This is a genomic window from Methanococcoides sp. DA23, assembly GCF_057593895.1.
The window spans coordinates 1,606,237-1,628,939 of the sequence record NZ_CM172520.1; the positions used below are offsets into that span (position 1 = coordinate 1,606,237).

Here is a 22,703-nt window from a genome sequence, read left to right on the forward strand (position 1 = left end):
AACACCTGTAAGCTAAATTTATCCAAAAATAAATGTATTTTCCCGAGGAAGCTAAAAGAAAAGAAAAACGTGGGGCTGGAGAGATTCGAACTCTCGATCGACGGGTCTCTCCGAACAACTGCCTTACGACAGTCAATTCTTAAGAACACACATCAGTGCTCCAACGGCTCTTCACCGACCCACTCCGTCGAGTAGATCTCAGTAGACCCGTTGTTCATCATTTATCCGCTGGAGCCCGTCGCCATTCCAGGCTAGGCCACAGCCCCGCAACCTTGCGATTACAACCCAAAGATACACCTCATCGCTGATATAGGTATCGGTTTAAAAAACAAAAATGGTTCAAGAATGTGACAAGATCACATCCTTCAACCCAAAGGATCATTCTGCATTTATAAGGTCAGCAAGTTCAAGGCAGATCTTTTCGATCTCCTCACGGATAGTATCGACAGATACTCCGAGAAGACCTGCAAGATAAAGTGCTCCTCCGGCACCTACCCCTTCCTTCACATAACCAAGTTCATACTGCCTCAATCCCTTATGGGAAGAATTACCAAAACGAGGATCAATTGCGAACATATCAGCTTCAAGTGCTTCGATGATATCATTGAAATTCGCAGTCTCATCGTTAGCGACATAACTTGTGGTCACAATGGAAACATTACTAAGATCAGTCCCCAGATGCTTCATGAAAGCATACACTGCTGCCATCTGAGTTCCGCCTGCAAGGATGACACGCTTACCTTTAAGACCGGAAACAAGACCAGCCACAGCTGGCATCATCGGATCCCCAAGACAGGCGATCGCGCGCATAGGATCCCCCTTAAGACCACCAGAAATGATGCCTGACACATCCATTGCCTCTTTCACGACCCTTCTCTTAAGTTCCACAGGGTTCTCGGAAGAACTACTGCTCACATTGCTATCATATCCGAGAGCATCAAGAACACCCATTGCAGTGGTCGTGCCAGCAGGAGTACTTTCCCCTATTACGAACATATCATGGTCATCACGAACCCTCTCACCGACAGAAAGTGCAGCCTTGATGATACCTTCGACATCATGCACCGCAACATCGTTCCTGATATCTTCCCCATACCTTGCACCCAGGTCCTCGAAAGGAACCTTAGGAGGTATCTTCAGACCGGAGTTCACGAAAAGATGAGGGACACCTGAAAGTTGTAATGATGCACGCGTAATAAGCCCGGGAGTGGGAGTATTATAAGGAGGTGTCATCGGGATCACAGGAGTACTGATGATACCACCAGTCTCCACGAGCTCCGCATCGCCTGTCGGAGTATAATCCGTAAGCTTAGCAGTCTTTCCTGCCGCAGACAACTTCTCGATATATGCAGTTTCCGTATTTCCCAATACACAAATGAATAACGGCTTTTCCGGTCTTTTATCATTAGCTATCAGAGATCCCATATCAAATCACCCAGTCAGTATCAATAAGTCCTTGCCACGTAAACCCTTGTACGAGTTTCCTTGCTACAGATCGGACACTTGTAAGTGCCATCCTCATCCATATCAGTAGGAATTCCAAGTATGCCTGCGCCGACCTGTTCATCCAGATCGAGCCCACACTTTTCCTCACCACACCATGGAACAAGAGCAATTCCGTCCTGCACCTTTTCCTTAACATCATCCACAGTAGAACAATCGAATATACGCTCGTTCAGCTCAGCGGTTGCCTTTTCCAAAAGGGATGCCTGAATGATCTCGAACCTTGAGAGAACCTCATCCTTGATAGAGGCCAGAGGCACCTGTTCCTTCTCACCGGTATCACGCCTGGCAAGCATTGCAGCCTCGTTCTTCAGATCCCTCGGACCGATCTCGATCCTCAAAGGAACACCCTTCATCTCCCACTTATAATACTTGGAACCTGGACGCTTATCACTATCATCGATAGTGACCCGAACACCTGCAGCCTCAAGCTCAGCCTTGACATCATTACATGCATTGAGCACAGCTTCCGGCTCTTTGAAAATGATAGGTATGATAACCACCTGTGTCGGAGCGATCTCCGGAGGAAGCACCAGACCCTTATCATCGCCATGGGTAGAAAGCAGAGTGGCAATGCACCTTTCAGAAACGCCATAGCATGTCTGATGAGCATAGACCTGTTCACCAATAGCATCCTCATACTTGATATCGAAGGTCTTTGCGAAATTATCACCCAAGTGATGTGCAGTTCCCACCTGAAGCGTTTTTCCATCAGGCATCAATGAATCTACTGCAATGGTATAATCGGCCCCGGGGAACTTATCCCAGCTAGGACGCTTGGAAGGAAGCACAGGAATAGCAAGCCTTTTGTAGAACTCTATATAGAGCCTGATAGCCTCATCCACCTGAGAAGCAGCCTCATCCCAGGTTGCATGGACAGTGTGCGCTTCCTTGAAAGAGGTTATCTCCCGGAGACGGATAAGCGGTCTGGTGTGCTTAGTCTCATACCTGAAGGTATTGACGATCTGATAAAGCTTCAATGGGAGGTCCGCATGTGAACGCACCCAAAGACGATACATAGGATAAATAGCGGTCTCACTGGTTGGACGAAGCGCAAGTTTCACATCAAGAGGAGATGTACCGCCATTGAGGACCCAATAGACCTCTTCCTCGAAGCCTTTGATATGTTCTGCCTCTTTCATGAACTCATGTTCAGGTATCAAAAGAGGGAACATTGTTTCCTGATGATCTTTATCAAGCAATCCACGAATAATATCATAAACATTCCTGCGAATGGAAAAACCGAAAGGATACCAAACATATGAACCTTTCACAGGATAACGTACATCCATGATCTCTGCGACCTGGAGCATATCATTATACCATTCACTGAAATTCTCTTTTGAAGGAAGTGTTGCCTCTTTTTCTTGTTCAGCCATAATGTCACCAATAAGATCGAAACGATTAAATAAGAATTTTTGAGCTAAATACAGGCATCATTTATAGCTATTTCCAATCGGCTGTATCTTATCAGAAGAATCGACTTCCATCTGGGAGGTATCAACATCAAAGATGACCATACCGCTATGAAGATCGTTCGCTTCCTCGGCTGAGAGTTTTTTGGATACAACTTTCTCAGAGATTATAGCACTGTTACCAAGCGGATCCTCTATGATTACCGTCAGAGGGAAAGCCCCTTCCATGGCTTTTTCAAGCTGGTCCTGCAGTTCCAGCCCACGTGCATACGCATCGGCATCATCTTTTACCCAGCCAGTAGCGGTCACGACAACCGACTGTACCCTTTGAAGAATGCCCTCAATATTGGTAACATATGAATCCGAAACAGAACCAGGCTCAACATCGATCCCGAGTTCAGGGATCCTTATGGTTCCTGAGGTCGAACGTATGACCCTTGCATTGAGGTCCTCAAGTCCTTCTACCTTGAGCTCAAAACGCATAGGCTCTTTCTGAGCAAGTATCATTGTATCCGCGAACCTGAACCCACAGTTACAACAGGAAGTGGTAATGTACATAACTTCCCCAAAATAGGGAATTTCATCCCCCTTCCATTTAATGATAAGGTCTTCCTGGCAGAGAGGGCAGGAAGTTCTGGTCTCAAACGATCTCGGAGACTCTGCCTCGGAACTATCCTCTGCGCTCAATACCTTCCACCCACTATCTTGGATCGGTCTATTCTGACACCTGTAGGAGTGACAAGGACCTGGTCATCCTTAATACCTGCAATGTCCCCATGCACATCGATAACAACATCTTTCAGATCCTTAAGTGCCCTGTCAAGCATGAGTTTATCAGCCTTGATATTAGAGATATCGATCATAAGGATATTGCCATTATAGATCTCTTTCTTCAAGTCAGGAAGTTCGTTAAGGTTTGTAAGTTCTGCCACCCTGATATAGGTCTCTGCAGGTTCATCTGCCATTTCCTGTTCAAATTTACCAAGGTCGAGCTCAGTATATTCATCAGCATCTGTCGCGCCCTTTACTCCACTTCCAAATATTTTATCCATGAAATTTGCCATAGTCAGCACCTTTGTCCTAAGATTAGATTGAATGGATCTAGAATGTATCTTTAATAATTCTTTTAATATTTAAGCCATTAGCTATTTTGATTTTCTGGCTTCGCATCAATGTTATAGGGTTTAATATGGATGTTCATCATATTTTAATGATAGCTTCCCATTCATCCTGAAATATCATGCCTCAAGGTTCCAAAGTTCATCCCCGACATGATGTATGGACTTAATGGCCTTACCTGACCTGCCCACCATCTCAGTCGCCGGCACAAGGGCACGTCCGATAGCAAGAGGCTTACCATGCGTTTCTTCAACGATAATAACAAGGTCGCCCTCATTCAGCCCATCATCAACTTTAACGATTCCCGGACACATTATATCGGCACCGTTCACAACAAACTTCACGGCACCCGCATCAACAGTAACGACATTGCAATCAAGTCCCAATTCAAGCACACCCCTTACAGTGGGGAAAGGTACCTCATCCATATGGAAGAAAAGCACCTTGCCATCAACGATGATTATCTTAAAATCATCAGCCATAGCACTCTCAAGCTTGCATTCTGAAATACTGTCAATAACATCCCCGAAAGTAGATCGAAGACTTTTAAACAATTTGTTCTTTGCAGATTTCCTTAGTTGAACCCTGGACTTTACTTTCAACTTATCACCTTTGATAATAAAACATGATTTTAACCATGCATTATAGCCCCGTATTGTTTTAAACATTTCGAACAGGACATTGGAAGGAATAAAGATACAGAGGCAGTTGATTGAATTTAGGAACAACAGAATCTTTCAGAAGAGTTCTGACCCTTAATGATAATAGAAAGGCAGTCAAAAATGAACAGAACGATGGCAGCCCCCAGCCAGCCATATAAACACCAGCGTAGTTGTTTTGGACATACGCATAAAAAGTAGAAACAGTAGTATAAAAAAAGGGAAATTATTATATAATCAATCGTAATAGATGAGTTCAGAATTTAACAACTATATATTATCTATAGCGTGATTAATCAAGATCACAAATAGTTTCAAGTATAAATTGAAACCGCTGGCAAAAGGCGGCTTTTTTAAAAAACAAAACGGGAGGTATCAGCATAACTGGTGCTACAAAACGAGAATTCCGCGCATACACCCTTTCAAATTATAAAGATATCCCACAGATACAGAATTTTACTCAAGAGCAGCAAGAGGATATCGAGATCGCTGCAAGGATCTTTCCTTTCCGAGTTAATAATTACGTCATCGATGAGCTCATTAATTGGGACAATGTACCCAATGACCCTATGTTCAGACTTACTTTTCCTAACACGGACATGCTATTGCCACCTCACTACGAGGAGATGAAGCACCTTTTAACCACCGGTGCACCGGAAGAAGAGATCCAACAGGCAATACACAATATACGTTTAACCCTGAACCCGCATCCTGCAGGACAGCTTGATAAGAACGTTCCCGAACTTAACGGCAAGGTCCTTGAGGGAATGCAACACAAGTATAACGAAACTGTCCTTTTCTTCCCCACACAGGGACAGACCTGCCACACATTCTGTACGTTCTGCTTCAGGTGGGCACAATTCACTGGCATGAAAGACCTGAAGTTTGCCAGCAAGGAGATAGAGACGTTAATATCATACCTACAGGAACATCCCGAGGTCAAAGATGTGCTCTTCACAGGAGGAGATCCCATGACGATGAGTGCAAATCTCCTGAAAGGATACATCGAGCCTATCCTGGAAGCAGATATTCGCACGATCGAGAACATCAGGATAGGGACAAAATCATTAAGTTACTGGCCACAACGCTTTGTTTCGGACAAGGATAGCGAAGACATACTGTCACTGTTCTCCAATGTTGCCGACCACAACAAGCACATGGCCATTATGGGACATTTCAACCACCCAGTAGAGCTGACAACAGATATCGTCAAGGAAGCCATACAGAACATACGTGCGACCGGAGCACAGATACGAACCCAGTCCCCCCTGATAGCCCACATAAACGATGACCCTGTCATCTGGGAACAGATGTGGAGAGAACAGGTACGCCTTGGATGTATTCCCTACTACATGTTCATGGTAAGGAACACAGGTGCAAACCACTATTTCGACACTCCTGTGGCAAAAGCATGGGAGATTTTCCAGGAAGCATACCAGAACGTGAGCGGACTTGCAAGAACCGTACGCGGACCAAGCATGTCCACTGACCCAGGGAAGATAAATGTCCTCGGCACACAGGAAATCAACGGTGAAAAGGTCTTTGTACTTGAATTCCTGCAAGGACGTGATTGTGGATGGGTGCGTAAACCGTTCTTTGCAAAATATTCCCCGACAGCCTCATGGCTTACCGACCTTGAGCCTGCATTTGGGGAAAAGAGGTTCTTCTTCGAAGAGCCAGAAACGATCTGAGCAGTTAAGGGGACATCTTTGCCCCTGCCCACATACATATTATATTTTTTGAAACATACGCTTTTTAACAATAATATTTAAATCAGTTACCGCATTAGGATAACACCTATACGTAGCCAAGGAACTGGACATATCCAGGAGGGCACCATCATGATCAAAGAAGTTACTGACCAGTACAATGCCAAAGAGATCGAAACAAAGGTTCATGGATTCTGGGAGGCGAACAACGCCTACAGATCAGTACGTGAACACAGGAAAGGCGCTAAGAAATTCTATTTCGTGGACGGACCACCATACACCACAGGTCACATCCACCTTGGCACTGCCTGGAACAAGATAATCAAGGACAGTATCCTGCGTTACATGTCAATGAACGACCATGACATCCTCGACAGGGCAGGATGGGACATGCACGGATTACCCATCGAGGTAAAGGTAGAGGGTGCCCTTGGTTTCGAATCAAAGAAGGACATCGAGACATACGGTGTAGGTAATTTCATTGAGAAATGTAAGGAGTTCGCACTTCGCCAGAAGGACGATATGACCGAGCAGTTCCAGACCCTTGGTGCCTGGCTTGACTGGGAAGACCCCTACATGACGCTCAAGGATGAGTACATCGAAGCTGCATGGTGGACACTTAAACAGGCACAGGAAAAGAACCTGCTTGATACCGGAAAGAGAGTTGTCAACTGGTGCCCAAGATGCGAAACCGCAATTGCTGACGCTGAGGTCGAGTATGAAGACCGCGAAGACCCTTCAACCTATATCAAGTTCAAACTAAAGGACGAAGAGAACACCTTTGTCGTCATATGGACAACAACCCCATGGACCATCCCATCCAACATCGCTGTGGCAGTCCATCCGGAATTCGAGTATTCAAAAGTAAAAGCTATCAGTGAGAATAATGCAACTGAGATATTGATAATCGCATCAGAGCTTGTTGAGAACGTTCTCAGAATTGGCAGATATTTAGATTATGAAGTCCTCAGCACGATGTCAGGCAAGGACCTCGAGGGCACAGTTTACGAGCACCCCCTTGCAGACCTTGTGCCTTTGCAGGCAGAGATCGAGCACAGGATATGCAATGCAGATTACGTTACAGCAGATAGCACAGGTTGTGTCCATATTGCGCCCGGACATGGTGTTGACGATTTTGAAGTTGGCGTAAAGAACGAACTCCCGATATTCTGTCCTGTGGGTTCTAATGGTAGTTACACCAGTGAAGCAGGAAAATATTGTGGAATGAACATCCGTGACGCAAACCGCGTTGTTATGGATGATCTGCTGGAGAGAGGACTTCTCATGGCCGAGAGAATGATCAGCCACAGGTATGGCCATTGCTGGAGATGTAAAACAGCTATCATCTACCTTGCAACCGAACAGTGGTTCCTGAAGATAGGCGAGCTAAAGGAAGATATGCTCGAAGAGATCAAGAAAGTCAACTGGACACCTGAATGGGCAGGTTCTGCAAGGTTCAAGGACTGGATAGAGGGTGCACGCGACTGGTGTATCTCAAGACAGCGCTACTGGGGCATCCCGATCCCTGTCTGGAAATGTTCAAGTTGTAACAGCCTGACGGTTGTCGGAACCCGCGAAGAACTTATCGAACGCTCCGGAGCAGACCCGAATATCGAGCTGCACAGACCTTACGTTGACAAAGTGACAATACCATGTGAGTGTGGCGGGACCATGAAACGTGTCGAAGATGTCTTCGATGTCTGGTTCGATTCCGCAGTGGCATCCTGGGCAACATTGAGGTTCCCACATCAGAAGGAACAATTCGATGAATGGTGGCCTGCTGACTTTATCACAGAAGGACACGACCAGACCCGAGGATGGTTCTATTCACAGCTCGGGGCCAGTATGGTGGCATTCGGAAAAGCACCATACAAGAATGTGCTCATGCACGGATTCACCCTTGACGGTAGCGGAAAGAAGATGTCAAAGAGCATTGGCAATGTCATACAGCCTGCCGAGGTCATCGAAAAGTTCGGTGCTGACACACTCCGATCATATGTACTGTCAGCAAGTGCACCCTGGGAAGACCTGAAGTTCAACTGGGACGAGCTGGCAACAGTGCACAGGACGAACAACATCCTGTGGAACGTGTACAGATTCCCGCTTCCATACATGGCACTTGATGATTTCGACCCACAGAAGGTCTCATACGAATCCGTTGAAGCTTATCTGAGAAGCGAGGACAAATGGATCCTTTCACGCATGCAGACAGTGATCGCTGATGTCAATAAAGCAATGGATGCGAGATTGCTGCACAAGGCAATGCGCCACATCAATGAATTCGTGCTCGAGGACCTTTCAAGATGGTACATCCAGCTCATCAGACCAAGGACATGGGTCGAAGCAGATAATCCCGACAAGTTGGCAGTCTACAGGGTGCTCTACGATGTGTTCGTGACAACTGCAAAGTTGATCGCACCGTTCATGCCACACCTTGCGGAAGAGATGTACCAGAACCTTGTCAGGAACGTTGACGAGAATGCACCTGTGACCATCCACCTCTGTGATTGGCCAGCTGTCAACGAAGCACTTGTTGATACCAGCCTTGAAGCACAGATGAAGGTCGCACGCTCTATCGTCGAGGCTTCTTCCAACGCTCGCCAGAAGGTAGGACGTAAGCTAAGATGGCCGGTTTCCCGCATCGTTGTCAGCCCGACCGATGAGAACACTATCGCAGCTGTCGAAGGACTACGCTACGTCCTTATGGACCAGACCAATGCCAAGGATATCGAAACTACCAAGGTCGGCGAAAGCTGGAACGAGCTTGGAGTGGAATCCGCACCTAACCCCGGAGCCATCGGACCTGTCTTCAAGGGAGACGCAGGTAAGATCAGTGCCGCCATCGGTGCAATGGATGCTTATGACCTGAAGAAAGGACTTGCAGGCGGAGAGATGGAGATCAGCCTTGCGGACGGCACGAACGTGACCATCACCGAGAAGATGGTCAACTTCAGCGAAACGGTACCGGAAGATGTAGGAAGTGCTGAATTCAATGGCGGAGTAGTCTTCGTTGATGCAAAGCTCAGCCGTGAGATAGAGTCAGAAGGATATTCAAGAGAGGTCATTCGCAGAATACAGGACATGCGTAAGGAACTGGACCTTGATGTAGATGACAGTATCAAAGCACACATACAGATCAGCGATGAAAGAGTACTCGACCTTGTTCTCGACTTTGAGAACTACATAGCAAAAGAAGTACGTGCAAAGATACTTGTGATCGGCCTGGATGTCGAGACCACCGGAGAGCTCGCAAAGGAATGGAATGTTGAAGGCATCCCAATGAGCATAGCGATCTCAAAGGAAGAATAAGGCAAGGTGAAAAGATGGATTTTAAAAAGTGGGAGCCAGTCTATGAAGCGATCCTCGAGGACTTCGGGTTCTCAAGGGAAGATGATCAGAATGCTGCCACCATCCTTTCCCATCTTCTGATAGGACCTAACACCGCAAGTACCGAAGTACTTGAAGAGCTCATTTCCGGAAAGGATGTGCTGGTCTGTGGGAATGCACCCACACTGGCACAGGAGCTCGACCAGGTCAAGATAGAAGATCATGTTATCATCGCAGCCGATGGTGCCACTGCAATCCTTGTGGACAGAGGCATCATACCAGCGGTCATCGTGACAGACCTTGATGGCGATGTGGAAAAAGAGATACAGGCAAACAAAGAAGGCTCAATTGCGGTCATACATGCCCATGGCGATAATATTGAACAGATATTGAAGTATGTCCCAAGGTTCAATAACATCATAGGCACCACACAGGCAGCCCCTTTAAGCAACATATACAACTTCGGTGGTTTCACCGACGGTGACAGATGCGTATTCCTCGCAGGCGAGTTCAATGCGACCAGCATAACCCTTGCAGGATTCGATTTTGACGATGAGAACGTGACTGAGATGAAGCATAAGAAGCTTGGCTGGGCAAAGAAGTTGCTCGGCGTCTTGTGATTATTTTCTTCTTTCTTTCTTTCTTTGTTCTTTTTTGGTCATAAAATTAGTTTTAAGAGAATGAACATAACGTTAGTTTGATCCTACTTCATAGAAAAACAGCCGTATTGGAACACAACCAAAATAAAATGATTTCCATGCCTCATCCATAAATATTGACATCAATAACAATAATGCAGTATATTTTATATTGGTTCAATTCTAATATTCAATAGAGAATATAGTCCTTTGTTACATTATAAATAAAATGGCGTATATTATTAAATTCTAAAGAGGTTTTATGCGAACTTTAGTGATCTGTATCGACAGGGATAATGACCTGGGAGAAAAGGCGAATGTCTCCAGCCCGATCATAGGGCGTGAAGATAATATCAAGGCTGCAGTGGAACTTGCAACTGTCGATCCTGAAGACTCCGATTCAAATACGATATTCGGAGGTATCAATGCCCTCAATGAGCTACATTCAAAGGGTATTGATGCGGAAATTGTGACCTTTGCAGGGGACAAGAATGTAGGGATAATATCAGATCAGAAGATAGTCGTCCAGCTTGATGCGTTCCTGGAAGAGAATGATATCACTAACGCGATCTTTATTTCCGATGGTGCAGAGGATGAAACCCTTTTACCCATCGTCCAATCACGTATCAAGATAGACTCAGTAAAACGAATAGTGGTACAGCAGAGTGCAAATCTTGAAAGTACATACTACATCCTCAAGAACGCATTCAATGACCCGAAGATATCACAAACGTTCTTCGTACCAATTGGGCTTACAGCATTGATATATGCAATATTCCTTCTGGCAAGATACCCCGAAGGTGCCATAATCGGTATTTCAGCAGCCATAGGTGCGTACATGCTTTACCGCGGATTCAATCTTGACCAGCCTTTCGCTCTTTTAAGAGAAAGGATGAAGGGATCCTACTACGAAGGTCAAATGACATTTGTGACAAATACAATTGCCATAATCGTTGCAGTGATAGCCACAATGATAGGAGCGATCACGTTGTGGAATTACTTTACCGCAGGTGGTGGCTGGTATTATGGACTTATCACGTTATTCACCGTATTCATCAATGTTACGGTCTGGTGGTATGTGATAGCCATACTTTTTGCCAACGTCGGAAAAATGGTCGACCTGAAAATAAACGATCGTTTTTCATTAAAAGATCTTTCACCATCCCTATTCATTATAGCAATGGGATTGCTTTTCTGGGGTGCTAGTACCTACATACTTACAGTTAGTGCATTACCCGGTGCAACAGACTCACCCAACCTTAGCATCCAATATTTCATCTATTCAGTAGTGGGAGCGATAGTAATTGCCCTTGCAGGCATTAAGATATCCCTGAATGGATCCTTTTCTGACACACAAAGTAAGATCAAGAAAGGAAAAAAGGATAAAAATAAGAACTAAACCGACAAATTACCACCCATGAGCCTAGATGTAGCAATACTTGGTGGTGTCGGATCCTCTTCTTTTACAGACGCAGATACAAAGATCGTAGCCACACCCTATGGAGATGTAGGAGTATATATCATCCAGAACAAGGGGAAGAGCATCGCCATGATACCCAGACATTCCGGCGCAGCCGAACATGTACCCCCACACATGATCAATTACCGTGCCATAATATGGGCCATCCGCGAACTTGGTGTGAAAAGGATAATAGCAACCAATTCAGTAGGCACCATGAAAGGTCATCCAATAGGAAGCTTTGTAGTAACTGATGACTTTATCGACCTTACCAAAAGCCGCATATCCACTTTCTATGACAAGGATACCGTTCATGTGGACATGACAGAGCCATATTGTCAAACCGTAAGCAAATGCCTGATGGATTCCCTTGATAAAAAAGGTCTCAGTTACACCAGAGGCACATATGTATGCACCGAAGGACCACGTTTCGAGACACGTGCAGAAATAGCCATGATGAGCACTTTCGGTGATATAGTGGGAATGACAGGATTACCGGAAGTCGTGCTGGCAAGGGAACTGGAACTTTGCTACGCGTCCATTTGCACCATCACCAACCAGGCTTGCGGAATGGCCGATAGCAAGATAACCGCAGATGAAGTTGTGGAAGAACTTAGCACAAAACAGGATATACTGCTGGAAATACTGTTCGATGCCATAGACAACCTTCCCATGGAAAGGGATTGTGGCTGCAAAGATGCAACCCACGGTGCACGCCTTTAAGACAAGTATGGAAATGATGTGAAGGGAATTATGCAAGAAAAAGATACCATCATGATAATGTGATGGCTGCTGGATAGTATCTGCTTATGTAAGCTGAAAACCCTGGAGCCAGACCACTTAGCATAAAGGGGAAAGTTATTCCAGAGTAGCTGAACATTCCCTTATGATTGCTGCCCAGTTACCTGATACAGAAAATCTCGACAAAGTTATTAATTAATTGCCTGCTAGCGTTTCAATGAACTTATCAAACCCTTCATCATGATCTCGAGCTGAAAATTCAAATGTTCTCACACCCGGATTAATGGCTTCAAGGGCATCCCTTATTGAAACCACCTTATCCTCATCAGTAGAATCGATCTTGTTTATTCCGATAATTTCCGATTCCCTGATCTGTGTAATGATGAATTTTGGCAATTTATCAATTTCACTGCTAAAAGTGCCTGCATCTATAAGGTATACAAGCATGAAGGACAGGTCCTCAAAAGGCATGTGTTCAAGGCTTTCTTTTATCTGAACTGGAAAAGCAGTACCTTCAAGCTCTATGAACACAAACTCAGGCATAGACTGGTCAGCCATTTCCTTTAATGTCTTTTCGACAGCAAATCGTAAACTGCAGGGGACACAGTCAACAGATAGCTCTTTTATGGATATCCCCTCAAACGGGAGGGAACTCTCATCAAGCTTAGTATCACCTTCACCGATAATTATTATTGCCAGTTTCCTGCTTCTTTCACCAAGATATTTTCCAATCTTGCCTATTAAAGTAGTTTTCCCACTTCCCTGCAGACCACATAAAAGAATTGTTCTCATAGAATTCCCCGTATTACCTATTTGGATCTGTTGACGTATAAACATGGCCTTTTTGCCAGATAAAAAGGAACTTAATAATATCAGTGTAAAGAAAATCCGAAAAGATAGCAACTCATTGGGAAAATGTATTTTCAAATAACAATGAAGTTCGGTGAAAAAAGCAGTGAACCTGTTGTGAAAGCAGCTGAACTTTTTAAGGAAAAAGGATAGACAAAGTAATATATTACCCTGTGCTGTCGTTCATCATGCAATATCCCTTGAAGTATCGATCTGCACACCTTCTGAAACTTTGAACTTGAGAACATCCGAATTCGGCACCATTCCGCGTATCTTGGGAATTGCGAGCTTGCTTATTATCTGATCACAGCCGTGATCAACGCTTACATCGAAGATGACATCAGAAGCATTAAGCACTTCATTTTCGATCTGCTTATCGTAGCATCCCTTCAATGAATAAAGGTAGGTCATGCTATTGATCTCTTTAGAGGTCTCGTAGATTATGTTGGTCAATCTTTTCAACAGACCGGGATTCACATTCAGCTTCATGAAGAATGAGAAGCTGTCAAAGATAATGTTGATCTCTTCCTCACCCACATCGTTCTGTATGTTTTGCAGATTATATTCAGTGAACTCGATGATCTTGGAGTCGACATACTCATTGCCCACATTATCGATCATGTCACCCTGTGAAGTAAAATAATACTCGCTGTAGATATCGACAAATATGATACGAGATGGGTCGAGGCGCTGATTTATGATATCCCTCATGATATATTTCGGTCTGCGGCCTGTGGTAAAATAGTATGTCTTGCGTGATTGAGTAAATTCGTAAAGGAACACCTCTGCCATCGATCGTGGATCTGACGAGAAATATATCATAGAACTAAGTGGCAAACCACCGCCAAGACTTCTATCCAGAACATAGATACCAGTGGTTGAAATGACAGGACCCTTATAGACCGGGGTCTGAAGCTCAAGCGCTTTATCACGAATGGGAGCTTCCGACTTTGGGACAGCACACAGATCAAGTTTGCGTTTGCTAGGAACCTCTTCTGAAATAGAGATTTCTTGAGCAGACGTATTTTGCTGTTGCGAAGACTTTGGAGTAAGTATTACCTCCACACCCATAGAAAGACTACCTGACATTTTTAACCCCACCAATATTATCCAGTGCAATATTACGTAAGTATTATATAAATGCGCACATACATATAAGGATTGTGAACACATATGCACTTTTGTGAACACCTTTATTCTAAAAAAGGTTTAGACAAACATGATTTATATATGAGTACACCTCTTTGAAATCAGAAAATGACTTTGTGGACATTCATAAAAGCTGAGAAGGCAAAGGTCATCGTAATGGCCATCAAGGACCGTAAAAGAGTACCACTTCTAACCGGAGAACTTATCCTTCGCACATCTCCCGCAGGCCCACGTCCGCATAAATTTCGCGTGGTCAAAGATGATAAAGAGGAGTTAAGACCACCTGAAGAGTTCATTGAGCTTCTCAGGATATCAGAACGCATTCTTATCGATGTTGAGAGTGAAAAGAGGAGCGAAGCTGCTGTCCGGGAACTTATGGCAGCTTTCCACCTGGAATCGGAAGATGTGCATGTGTGCAGGTTCTGCCTGCTAAAAAAACAGTTCAATTTCATTAATAAGAAGTCGATCAAATATCATCACGAACTGATCTGTGAAGATTGTGCAAAGGAAGAGCTTGAGATGGCGCTCCGTAATGCACATAGCTATATTGGCGATGAGGCTGCAGATCGCATCCAGCAGATCATGCTCACCACGCGTGACCTTGACCGTACCATCGGCATGTTGAGCCCGGAAGAACTTGACCTTGAATATACACGTTTCGATACGATAGAGCAGCAGACACATGCCAATAAGATAAAGATAAAGGATGTTCCGCTCTCAAAAAAGCTTAAAGGTATATTGCTTCAAAAATCCGATACATTCCTGCCGGTACAGTCATTGTCCATCGAAAAGGGATTGCTGGAACGCAGGAATCAGCTTGTTACATCAGTTACTGCTACCGGAAAGACCCTTATTGGAGAGATGGCAGGTATTGAGAACATCTTAAATGGACATGGAAAGATGCTATATCTTGTCCCCCTTGTGGCACTGGCGAACCAGAAATATGAACAGTTCAACAAACGTTATTCGGGTATCGGCATCAAGACGTCCATAAGAGTAGGAAGTTCGAAGATAAGGACATCCAAGACAAAGAAGATGAAAAGGGGCCTTGATGCAGACATCATAGTGGGTACATATGAAGGCCTTGACGTCATACTTCGTACAGGGGACGCTGACCTTCTGGGACAGATCGGTACTGTGGTCATCGATGAAGTGCATATGATAGAGGATGCTGAGCGTGGTCACCGGCTGGACGGAGTTATCGGAAGGCTCAAATACGTGGCATCAGGTGCGCAGTTCATTTACCTTTCAGCAACTGTGGCAAAACCAAAGTTGCTCGCTAAAAGACTCAATGCCGAGCTTGTGGAATATGAATATAGGCCGGTACCTATTGAAAGACATCTGCTCTTCTGTCCGGAGAGCAGCAAGATCAGACTTATGACAAAGCTTGCCAAGGACGAGTATGCCAAGGTCTCTTCGAAGGGACACCGGGGACAGACGATCATATTCACAAATTCGCGCCGGAACTGCCACCGTATCGCACAGGCCATATCGATACCTGCATCTCCATACCATGCAGGTCTTTCAATGGAGGAGAGAAAGAAGATAGAAAGGCGGTTCGAGAAAGGAGACATACCGGTCGTGGTAACTACAGCAGCCCTTGCTGCGGGAGTGGATTTTCCGGCATCACAGGTCATCTTTGAATCCCTGGCCATGGGTATCGAATGGCTGAACATGCAGGAATTCCTTCAGATGCTCGGTCGTGCGGGAAGACCTGATTTCCATGACCGAGGCATCGTGGTCTTGCTTGCCACCCCTCAAAAGCACTATACAAGTGAGCAGACCGGTACTGAAGAGGAAGTTGCCATCAGGCTGTTGAATGGCGAGATGGAACATACGGATGTGAAGTATGGTGAAGAGGAGCAGATAGAGGAGATACTGGCAACCGCTGCTGTCACCACATCTAAAAGGGACCTGGAGACCATACACCGGAACATGCTGGCGGACTTTGCCTTTAGCTCATTGCTTGCTAAATTGAAAAAGAAGAAGTTCATTATTATCAAGGATGATTCCATAGCACTTACGAAGTTCGGAAGTATTGCTGCCGGACATTTCCTTTCGATCTCAAAGGCATTTTTGATACGCGATGCGGTCCTTTCCGACCATAAAGCCATAGAGATCGTCACGAATCTCGAGTTCTTTGAGGCTGTCTATTTCAAGTATGCAGCCCAGATATCAACTGCCCTGAAGATAAATATGCCTTCAAGGGTGTTCCAGGGTGCTTCAATGGATATTGTCATGGAAGGCGAGAACCTTTCGAAACTTGAGACCAAGATGCAGGACCAGATACTGGACTTTGCTGCGGATTTCCTGACGTGCGGATGCAAAGACAGCCCATTCTGCGGATGTCCCGAGCATTTGTTCTCCGAGAAGATCATCAACATGAGGATGGATGGCTATGATCCCATACAGATAGTCAGGCAGCTTGAGGATAAGTACGGTATTACTGCTTATCCCGGTGATCTGCTGGGTTATCTTGATGATACCATAAGGAACCTGGATGCTGTTGAGAGGATAGCGGCAGTGTATTCAAAGAAGGATATCGCACATTCTGCAAGGGATTTGAAAAAGCTAATTGAAGGATGACATGGGAATATTCCGAATTGGACAAACCCTTTTAAGCGATGTTGACAATTACTTTCCAAATAAGGCATGATTTTGAAGGATACATTAATATGACCGAAGATAAGATCGCTCCCGAAGGGAAAGTTGCAAAGAAGTTGAAGATAGAGGTCGTTAAACCTGAGGACTTTAAGCAGACCTATGCCATTGGTGCATTGGGTGGTCACAGTCCTTACGATTTTAGGATAGGTTTCTATAATGACAGCCCTAAAGGGTTTGAAAAATCTTCGAATTCCCAGGTCATACAGAGGTCCATCGAGACAGAAGTGATCATGTCACCCCTTGCCGCACTGGAGCTATCCCACTGGCTTGAACAGCATATTCGTGACTTTGAAGCTATGTTCGGACCTATCGCGAAAGTGAAACACGGTCAGCGTCCGGTAGAACAGCCAGAAGATACAGCTGAAATACAGGGATATATCTAAGTGATAACCTACTATCTGCAATTTGTGAGAACGATGTTTTGCTTCTAATCGGCAACCATAAATAGTAGGCAGAACACTTTACTTTTTCCGTATATAGTATTGATAATTATCTATTAACAATGATGTGAGGATACAATCTTGTTCCCAAATAAGAAAGTTCAGAAAATGATTGGATCTAAAGTCCAGGTAGAGATGAAGGGCGACCAGCATATCCTTGAAGGTACATTACAGAGTGCTGATGATTACCTTAACCTGCATCTTGTAGACACCACAGAGCTCGCTGATGGCGAACGCCTACGATCACTTGGTTCCGTTGTATTGAGAGGAAACAACATAATATTGATAGTGCCTGTAGAGAACTAAGCTTTTATTTTCCGGAAAGAACCATGGAAATAGAAGAGAAGACTCTAAAGATCATACGCGATAGCAAGGACGGCGTCTATCAGAACGAGCTATGGAAGCTTCTGGAGATAGACAGCCGTAAATGCTCAAGGATACTCAACAAGCTGATCAAAGCGGAGCTTATATCCCGCGAATCATCTGTTAACAATGGAGCCAGTACCTACCTCATTAAGGTAGTCACTCCAGAAGAGGAATCCTTTGATCTGCTCCTTGCAGGAGAGATGTTCTCCCCTTGCGCAGGTTGCAGGCTTGCCTGCCAACCCGAAGAATGCGAACTGTTGTCAGCATGGGTTAGCCAGCTGACCACAGAGCCTGTAGAAACAGAAGAAGAATAAGCCTTTCCAAGCGAAAGGTATATATTCTTAATACCCCTTATAGGGGTCGCTTCAATGTGAGCGAAAAACAGCGTGCTCCGGTAGTGTAGTCCGGCCAATCATTCCAGCCTTTCGAGCTGAAAACTCGGGTTCGAATCCCGGCCGGAGCACCAATATAACTTTTTTAAAATGTAATAAGATTATGTTGAGTCTGTTATAATAGTTAGAAAGGTATATATTCTTAATCCCCTTTATAGAACTCGCTCCAATGCGAGCAGAAAACAGCGTGCTCCGGTAGTGTAGTCCGGCCAATCATTCCAGCCTTTCGAGCTGAAAACTCGGGTTCGAATCCCGGCCGGAGCACCAATTCAACTTTTTTAAAATGATATTAACAGCACATAAATATTCTGCTATTATAATTAAGCATCCTTTTTGGAAATTCTGCTAATACAGAGCCAAAGGCTACAAAAATAGAAGGATAGGACAAGTTCAGTTACTATTTTTGCAATTTATGGGAAGTCATAGTAGATCCATCAGCAATGTCACCATTACCAGAGCAAATAAGAGAAAATAATAAAGGAACGTTTTAGGCGATATTATCACCTTTTGTTGTTATTTATTGAATTATGTAATGCTGGAGACTGCATCGATCTCCAGCATTTACATACATATCTCAATTTTTCATCCTTCTCAAAAACAACAAGGTACCTCCAATTGCTGATGCTGCCAGTATGAAACTGAATCCAGGGGTTTCTTCCACGTGTTCCTCCATAGCACTATCCTCTGCTTCTTCTACGGGAGCTTCATCCACCATTGCTTCTTCCACTGGGACTTCATCCATCACTGCTTCATCCGTTGCAGAATCTACAGGCCCTTCATCCGGCTTCTCTGCCTGTGGGACCTCCACGAAGAATGAAGTATAGGGAGTGACAAAACCATATTCTAAAGACAGGTTTGTGACCTCTGAAACAAGTTCATCCGTTTCACCCACCACCTTCATCCGGTCAAGTTTGTCCATTATATTGTTGTAAGCCCATAGCCTTGCAACGAAGTTGTTCTTTTCCTCCGGCTGTACGATGAACTCACGCTCAAAAACATGCTTACCAGACCTGGTATTCCCGTCTACTCTGGCAATGATGGTTTCTGCATCCTGATCGTAGTTGCCTAAAAGTATAACTTCTGAACCAACGAACAGATGTTCCCTTCCCGTAAGAACGGTATTGGATACCTGTTCATCGTATGAGAACGTCAGGTGAGATATCAAAGGTGTGGAAATAGTATCATAGAAGTTGCTTATGCCGGTCGATGCTTCGGTATCTGGCTCGAAGTACACAGCAATTCCGCCGTTCTCGAGACTTAATGCCTGTAAGAAATCAAAATCATAATCATTTTCCCTACCAAAAGCAATTGAAAATATTGATGCTCCGATCACATTAGCCTCCATCACATTTTGCCTGATAACTGCAGTTGATTGTATTCCATCTGTAGGCATACCATCTGTAAGGAAGACGATCATAGGAACATTTTCACTTTTAGCATTGAACAAACCAAGTGATGACACCAGTGCATCATTGATATTAGTGCCACCATTTGCATTCGTTTCAGTTACCAGTTCAACTGATCGATCCTTATTGGTATCATTTGCTATCAAAAGTTCATCGCCAGGTTCCCTAACTAATGAATCAAAGAATACAACATTAAATCTGTCACCTTCGGGAAGGTCATTGATGATCTGAGAAAATGCTGACTGCACCTGCTGTATCTTCAGTCCACTCATTGAACCGGACTTGTCGATAACAAAGATGATGTCCTTGTTCAATGGTGATGCGCCAACTTCCTTTTCCGTAGGGGAGAAGGTGTGCATAAAGTAGCCCCGACCATCGCTTTCATAGAAAAGCATGTTACCATTGAGAGGTGTATTTTCGGTCTTGAAAACAACTTTCATATCCTGCCCCGGAAGTCCGACATCAGTATATCTGACACTGGCACTATTGGTATTCGGGTAAGTTATATCTGACCTGAAACCCGGGGTTTCAACACTCAATACATCTGTTGATGATCCAATATCTATGGAAACCTGCAGATCATTCACATCATGATCGCTACGCAAATATTGTAGGTACTCGTATTCATCCAGTGTTCTTGCAAGGGCCTGCTCATAGGTGAGTTTCACTACAATACTCTGATTCGCCTCAAAATTAAGGGAATACGAAAATAGTTCGGAATCTCTGGTTTCCAGAAGACCTGCAGTCCTACCGCCAGAAGCAGCTTCTTCGAACTTTTGCTGTGCTTCAGCCTTCTTCAATATATCAGCTTGATATTCCTCACCATCAATGCTTATGGAAAAACCTGATAAAAATGCTTTCTCAGGTATCAGGAACTCAAACTTGTCCGTAATTGCAAAATTGTTCTCATTGTCCAGCTTTTCTTCCACTGTAGTGATCGCATAACCATCATTGATATTGACATCTATATTCAGGTAATCGACTTCTGCATTAGATTGTGCATTTGCAGGAACTATCAGCAACAGACACATAAAAATGATCAATACTACAGTTATAGCTCCAGCTAATCTCCTTTTATATTCCATATTTTTCATACACCCCAATTAATACTGGCTAATATTGTAAAGAAATGATATATAACTATAAAAACTTTTAGCGATTTGATTTATTTCAAGGTGTCGAAGTGAATTTATTGAAGAATTAAAAAAACAAAACTTGCTACTTTCCAATATCTAAATGGGTTCTTTTGGTGGGACATGGGCAGTAGGGAAAGGTAGAAGATAATGAATTACGATCAGTTCCTAGAATACATGTCCATATTACTGACCATCTTTTGTTATGAAATATTTGAACCTTAAACTTTTTTGCCAACACCAAGAACGTACCCCACATACTTCGAAGTAGATCCCTTATTCAACAGTATCCTTTTGCCCCTGCTGATCTGCCTGAACCTGTTCCTTATCTTCTTACTTGACAAAGCATATCTGATCATTCCGATCATCAAACCCAGGAACAGCCTGGCAAATTGCCCGAACCCACCCATTGCCCTGATCAGCAGCCCTAGTTCCTTCAGGCTCACAGAGACCTTATGTTTGTGCACATGGACATCGCACAATCCCGCTCTTTCGAGCCGCTGTTCCCACTCTTCAGCAGAATAGAGAGAAAAAGGCAACTGCGTGAGCTCACTAAAGATGCTTTCAGCCTCCATTATCTCCTTCTCTATGGCCGGAGGGATATACGCATCCCTGTACATCTCATTGATCCCCACCATACCTCCGGGCTTCAATACCCGTACGAATTCCCGGAACGCTTTATCCATATCAAGGAACTGTGCCACGAACTCAGTGATCACCACATCATAAGTACCAGGCTCGAATGGCAGGTCATAGGCATCACCTATACGGAATTCCACTCTGTCCCCAAGACCTAAACTCTCTGCCCTATCCTTTGCTTTCCTGATGGATACCTCTGCAATATCGACACCAACAACAGAGCAACCAAACCTTTCAGCTACAAAACATGCACTGAACCCTGTACCACATCCAACCATCAGCACCTTGCTGGCTTTGTTGATCTGGCACAGTTCAGCCAATCTTTTCGTTGATGTTAAGCCACCCACATGAAAATACGGTACCCCAAGATAGCTCATGAAATCATAGTAGCCCAGATCTTCGATCTCTTCCATTGAAAGGTCTTTCTCTTGCATGATAACCCCATTTTGACAGTCAGACTTCTTCAAAAATATATGGATATAACGATATCGATACTAAATAAAGATGAATTAAAAAAGAAAGAGAAATTGGCTTTACTGTCAGTAGCCTGATAATTTAATTGTTAGCCTTCCTCAAGCTCTTCATCCTCTCAAGCTCAGCCTCAAGTTCCTGGATCTTCATTTCATCTATCTTATCTGAAAGTTCCGCAAGTTCCTTATCAGCCATCTTGATCGTGTTGTGTACCTTTTCAACGATGTTCTTTTCCATATTGAACTTCTGCTTTTTTACTTCACTCACGAGGTCTTCAACAAGCATTTTGCCTTCTTCTTTGCTCATTGATCCTGATTCGATCCTTTCCTTGACGCACTCCTTTATCCTCTCTTCAGATAGTGCTGCCAGTCCTGCACCGATCAAAGCCGTTGCTCCCAATATGCCTATTTTCTTCATCTTGTCCATTTATTGTCACTCCCAGTGTATTTACAAAATGTATTGAAGCAGTTTCAATATTCTATTAAAGTTGCTTATTCGGGTTGCTTGCAGGGTACAATATGCCAGCATAAGTGCAAGAGTCAATATTGCATTGATCCAGAAGCCATTGAACAACCCGAATTACATTTCCCCACTAAAAAAAGGTGTGTAACTTAATATATACTT

19 protein-coding genes and 3 tRNA genes are annotated in these 22,703 nt (G+C 44.2%); 11 read left to right on the forward strand and 11 right to left on the reverse strand.

Features of this window, described 5'->3' with window-relative positions:
- Positions 1 to 70: 70 nt before the first annotated feature.
- From AC20MK_RS07760 to AC20MK_RS07785, 6 genes are all read right to left on the reverse strand, one after another.
- Positions 71 to 266, reverse strand: a tRNA-Trp gene (locus AC20MK_RS07760).
- Between the two features lie 112 nt (positions 267 to 378).
- The gene (cobT, locus tag AC20MK_RS07765; protein WP_487355291.1) at positions 379 to 1,425 is read right to left on the reverse strand and encodes a nicotinate mononucleotide-dependent phosphoribosyltransferase CobT; all 1,047 of its coding nucleotides are present in this window, start codon (positions 1,423 to 1,425) and stop codon (positions 379 to 381) included.
- Positions 1,426 to 1,445: 20 nt separating this feature from the next.
- Positions 1,446 to 2,882 (reverse strand): proline--tRNA ligase, encoded by a 1,437-nt coding sequence (proS, locus tag AC20MK_RS07770; protein WP_487355292.1) that lies wholly within the window; start codon positions 2,880 to 2,882, stop codon positions 1,446 to 1,448.
- Between the two features lie 57 nt (positions 2,883 to 2,939).
- Positions 2,940 to 3,605, reverse strand: coding sequence for a ZPR1 zinc finger domain-containing protein (locus AC20MK_RS07775; RefSeq protein WP_487355293.1), 666 nt, complete (start codon positions 3,603 to 3,605; stop codon positions 2,940 to 2,942).
- Positions 3,602 to 3,982 (reverse strand): cell division protein SepF, encoded by a 381-nt coding sequence (locus AC20MK_RS07780; protein WP_172368164.1) that lies wholly within the window; start codon positions 3,980 to 3,982, stop codon positions 3,602 to 3,604. Before AC20MK_RS07780 ends, AC20MK_RS07775 begins: the two co-directional genes overlap by 4 nt.
- A gap of 174 nt (positions 3,983 to 4,156) precedes the next feature.
- Positions 4,157 to 4,639, reverse strand: a complete 483-nt coding sequence (locus tag AC20MK_RS07785; RefSeq protein WP_487355294.1) for an RNA-binding protein — start codon at positions 4,637 to 4,639, stop codon at positions 4,157 to 4,159.
- A gap of 683 nt (positions 4,640 to 5,322) precedes the next feature.
- Between AC20MK_RS07785 and AC20MK_RS07790 the strand changes: the two genes are divergently transcribed.
- The 5 genes from AC20MK_RS07790 to AC20MK_RS07810 all read left to right on the forward strand — a co-directional run bounded on the left by AC20MK_RS07790 (position 5,323) and on the right by AC20MK_RS07810 (position 12,552).
- Positions 5,323 to 6,387, forward strand: coding sequence for a KamA family radical SAM protein (locus AC20MK_RS07790; RefSeq protein WP_487355295.1), 1,065 nt, complete (start codon positions 5,323 to 5,325; stop codon positions 6,385 to 6,387).
- A gap of 150 nt (positions 6,388 to 6,537) precedes the next feature.
- Positions 6,538 to 9,714, forward strand: coding sequence for an isoleucine--tRNA ligase (gene ileS / locus AC20MK_RS07795; protein ID WP_487355296.1), 3,177 nt, complete (start codon positions 6,538 to 6,540; stop codon positions 9,712 to 9,714).
- A gap of 14 nt (positions 9,715 to 9,728) precedes the next feature.
- Complete coding sequence (locus AC20MK_RS07800) at positions 9,729 to 10,352, forward strand: 6-hydroxymethylpterin diphosphokinase MptE-like protein (RefSeq protein ID WP_487355297.1); 624 nt, start codon at positions 9,729 to 9,731, stop codon at positions 10,350 to 10,352.
- Positions 10,353 to 10,632: 280 nt separating this feature from the next.
- Positions 10,633 to 11,769, forward strand: a complete 1,137-nt coding sequence (locus tag AC20MK_RS07805; RefSeq protein ID WP_487355298.1) for a DUF373 family protein — start codon at positions 10,633 to 10,635, stop codon at positions 11,767 to 11,769.
- 18 nt (positions 11,770 to 11,787) lie between these two features.
- The gene (locus tag AC20MK_RS07810; protein ID WP_487355299.1) at positions 11,788 to 12,552 is read left to right on the forward strand and encodes an MTAP family purine nucleoside phosphorylase; all 765 of its coding nucleotides are present in this window, start codon (positions 11,788 to 11,790) and stop codon (positions 12,550 to 12,552) included.
- 213 nt (positions 12,553 to 12,765) lie between these two features.
- On the opposite strand, the gene AC20MK_RS07815 is transcribed toward AC20MK_RS07810, so the two are convergent.
- Together AC20MK_RS07815 and AC20MK_RS07820 are read right to left on the reverse strand one after the other, a co-directional pair.
- Positions 12,766 to 13,362 carry a GTP-binding protein gene (locus AC20MK_RS07815; protein ID WP_487355300.1) on the reverse strand — a complete coding sequence of 199 codons (597 nt, stop codon included), beginning with the start codon at positions 13,360 to 13,362 and terminating at the stop codon, positions 12,766 to 12,768.
- Between the two features lie 243 nt (positions 13,363 to 13,605).
- Positions 13,606 to 14,508, reverse strand: a complete 903-nt coding sequence (locus AC20MK_RS07820; protein WP_487355301.1) for an RAD55 family ATPase — start codon at positions 14,506 to 14,508, stop codon at positions 13,606 to 13,608.
- Between the two features lie 168 nt (positions 14,509 to 14,676).
- Between AC20MK_RS07820 and AC20MK_RS07825 the strand changes: the two genes are divergently transcribed.
- The 6 genes from AC20MK_RS07825 (at position 14,677) to AC20MK_RS07850 (ending at position 18,697) form a co-directional block, all read left to right on the forward strand.
- A complete protein-coding gene (locus AC20MK_RS07825; RefSeq protein WP_487355302.1) occupies positions 14,677 to 17,154 on the forward strand; it encodes a DUF5814 domain-containing protein in 2,478 nt (825 codons plus the stop codon).
- Positions 17,155 to 17,243: 89 nt separating this feature from the next.
- Positions 17,244 to 17,615, forward strand: a complete 372-nt coding sequence (locus AC20MK_RS07830) for a DUF3467 domain-containing protein (protein ID WP_487355303.1) — start codon at positions 17,244 to 17,246, stop codon at positions 17,613 to 17,615.
- A 138-nt stretch (positions 17,616 to 17,753) separates the two neighbouring features.
- Complete coding sequence (locus AC20MK_RS07835) at positions 17,754 to 17,978, forward strand: LSM domain-containing protein (RefSeq protein WP_250867539.1); 225 nt, start codon at positions 17,754 to 17,756, stop codon at positions 17,976 to 17,978.
- 23 nt (positions 17,979 to 18,001) lie between these two features.
- Positions 18,002 to 18,352 (forward strand): helix-turn-helix transcriptional regulator, encoded by a 351-nt coding sequence (locus AC20MK_RS07840; protein ID WP_487355304.1) that lies wholly within the window; start codon positions 18,002 to 18,004, stop codon positions 18,350 to 18,352.
- 74 nt (positions 18,353 to 18,426) lie between these two features.
- Positions 18,427 to 18,504: transfer RNA gene (locus AC20MK_RS07845), tRNA-Glu, on the forward strand.
- A gap of 115 nt (positions 18,505 to 18,619) precedes the next feature.
- A tRNA-Glu gene (locus AC20MK_RS07850) sits at positions 18,620 to 18,697 on the forward strand.
- A 307-nt stretch (positions 18,698 to 19,004) separates the two neighbouring features.
- Here AC20MK_RS07850 and AC20MK_RS07855 read toward each other — a convergent pair.
- The 3 genes from AC20MK_RS07855 to AC20MK_RS07865 all read right to left on the reverse strand — a co-directional run bounded on the left by AC20MK_RS07855 (position 19,005) and on the right by AC20MK_RS07865 (position 22,505).
- Entirely contained in the window at positions 19,005 to 20,921 is a 1,917-nt protein-coding gene (locus AC20MK_RS07855; protein WP_487355305.1) for a VIT domain-containing protein, read from the reverse strand.
- A gap of 269 nt (positions 20,922 to 21,190) precedes the next feature.
- Positions 21,191 to 22,042: a class I SAM-dependent methyltransferase gene (locus AC20MK_RS07860; RefSeq protein WP_487355306.1), complete on the reverse strand. Its 852-nt coding sequence runs from the start codon at positions 22,040 to 22,042 to the stop codon at positions 21,191 to 21,193.
- Positions 22,043 to 22,163: 121 nt separating this feature from the next.
- Positions 22,164 to 22,505, reverse strand: coding sequence for a hypothetical protein (locus AC20MK_RS07865; RefSeq protein ID WP_487355307.1), 342 nt, complete (start codon positions 22,503 to 22,505; stop codon positions 22,164 to 22,166).
- Between the last annotated feature and the right edge of the window lie 198 nt (positions 22,506 to 22,703).